Below are 2,414 nucleotides of genomic sequence, written 5' to 3' on the forward strand. Positions count from 1 at the left end.
ACGGGGTCGGTGTCGGCGGTGGCGGGGTGGGCGTCGCATCGAACACCAACGGCGGTTCCGCCGGCGTCAGCGCCGCGATCTGGCGGAAGTAGTCGGGGACGAATTGAAGCGTCTGCCCGCCGTCGGTGGTCTTGTAGATCGCGTTCTCGTAGGCTGGAAACCAGCCATTGTTGGCGTCGACGAAGTACACGCCGGCAAAAACCTGCGGCTCAGCGTACGTGGCACGACTCCACGCGGAGCCGTCCCACTTGAGGAGAAGCGCTCTTGGGGGCGGAAAGGACGGCGCCGGATGTCCGGCATTGAGGACCGGCTCGACATCGCGCGCGTAGCTGTGACCGATATCCGTCCCGACGGCGACGACAAGACTTGATCGAACGGCGTGAATGGCGGTGATCCGGTCCTGATCAGGCAGTCGCAACGGGATCTGCGTGTCCTGCCAGCTTTGGCCGCGGTCCCGAGAGACCATTAGCGGCCCGTATTGCCACACTAGGCCGGCGCAAAAGCCCTCGCGGATGCAGCTAAGCTTCGTCAACCCTGGGGAGTTCGCGACCGCCGCCCACGTCTGACCACCGTCGGTGGTGCGAAATACCTGCTCGCGACCAACGCCGACACCTTCACCCGCATCGAACATCCAGAGGCTCGAAATTTGCGACTCCCGGCGCCCCGCCAGGGCCAGAGTCCACGTGACTCCGCCGTCCGTGGTCTTCAGGGCCGTAGAACACGTTGCCCAGCCCTGCTGTTCATTCAAGAACGAGATCAGGCCGCACACGGACAAGCGGTTCCCGCGGCGCGGCTCGATATACGTAGGCGTCAGTGTCTCGAATGTGCGCCCACCGTCCTGGGTTCGACGTAGCCGGCCGGCACCCTGGACAAGCCACCAGCGCCGATCATCCAGGAAGAAGAAGCCGTCCAAGAGATCCTTCGGATCAAAACCATCAACATCCAGAACCAGACGCCAGGTGGCACCACCGTCTTCAGTTGCAATGACCGCAGCGGGGCCGTCATCACTGTACACGACGCCGCGATTCGGATTGCTGAAATAGGCGTGGGTAAACGGGCGCACCAACGTTCCCGGCGGCAATTGCGGTTGCGCACGCACCGCAGCGGCGGACCATCCGAGCACCACTAGCGTCGTAACAATGGCCAGTCTTAAGGTTGAAGCTGACATGATTCCGCTCCACATCGTAAGGGGAAACAGTTCCAATCGCTGGGGAACTTCTCTGCGAACAGCAGCACGGGGTCCGCAGAGCTCGCGGGCGAGTCAACCAATAACCGCAGGACACGTCGCTGAAGTCCATCGAGCGTACCCTGCTCATTGTGCCAGGCATGCTCGAACCGCGAGCGATAAGCCAGTGGGAAGTTCGCCAACTGGCTCTCGATCGGGACGATATCGTCACTGTTGGCTCGACTGAAACCCGGGCAGTAATGGTTGGATCCTGGCAAGACGCTAGCAAGAAGCCCCCACCCGTTATTGCTGCCCTCCGAGGTGGTGCCGATGGCATGCACCCGCACACGCTCGCTATCCCGCGACAGCAGCCGGTACGCCGTGCTGCCCATGGACAGGTCGTAAATCCCGGCTCCGGCATCTGGCCGCGTGCGTGCATCTTGCTGCCCGAAGGCTGGTTGTGCTTCGAAGTAAATGGCCCAGCGCTTCAACTCAAGGAGCGGCGGCGGCGGATCGAAGCATTGCGCGCGCATCCCGGGCCGGCACACCTCGTGAGTGGCGTAGTTGCCAAACGGGCTGCCACGCAGCGGTGAGCCGTACACAACCACGCTGCCAAAGTCACCGCGCTTGAAGTTGTCCGTGCGCCGGTACCGCAGTCGCGGCTCACGATCAGTCGCCATGGGCGTGTAGCGGCCTTCGCTAGCCAGCGGGCCTGTGCCCGAAGGAATGGTGCTTGGATCGATCGTGGCATTCCCGGGAATATGGATCTCGCGTTCTTCAGGAGTGCCCCCGTCCGCTATTGAATCGGTGGTGTACCAGCGCGCCAGCACCCCACCCATGCTGTGCGCCAACACGTCAACCTTCGTCAGCGCAATCTTGTGACCCTTGATTCCTGTTTCACCGCTGCGCCACTGCTCGTCGCCACGCAGTGCCTCATCCAGTCGGCCGGCGCGAAAGTCGGCGGCCACTCTCTGGACCGCCGTGGGCAACACATCGAAGACCTGATCAAACCCAGAGACGTTGCGCTCCGCGAAATTCGGCCTGAAGAACAACACGCCATTGCTGCTCAACACGTCCCGCATTGGTTTCTCGATCGCCTGCGGCCCGTTCCCGAACAGCCCGTGCTGCACCAGCAGCGGCGGGCGCACGAGGCGTAGGGTGGTCTCACCGAGCTGGCCGCTGTCGGCTTCGATCGTCAGCTGCACGTCCGTCGTGGCCGCGGGTTGGCCGCTGAGCAGGTAGGGGAAGA

Annotated in this window: 2 protein-coding genes; both read right to left on the reverse strand. The window is 63.1% G+C overall.

What is annotated here, in order from left to right; translation table 11 throughout:
- Nucleotides 1-1,204 (reverse strand): hypothetical protein (locus tag HY699_15970; protein MBI4517303.1); only part of this gene is annotated, 1,204 nt, incomplete at its 3' end.
- Nucleotides 1,150-2,370 carry a hypothetical protein gene (locus HY699_15975; protein ID MBI4517304.1) on the reverse strand — a complete coding sequence of 407 codons (1,221 nt, stop codon included), beginning with the start codon at nucleotides 2,368-2,370 and terminating at the stop codon, nucleotides 1,150-1,152. The genes HY699_15975 and HY699_15970, both read right to left, overlap by 55 nt.
- Between the last annotated feature and the right edge of the window lie 44 nt (nucleotides 2,371-2,414).

Source organism: Deltaproteobacteria bacterium, from assembly GCA_016210005.1.
Lineage (GTDB): Bacteria > Desulfobacterota > Binatia > HRBIN30 > JACQVA1 > JACQVA1.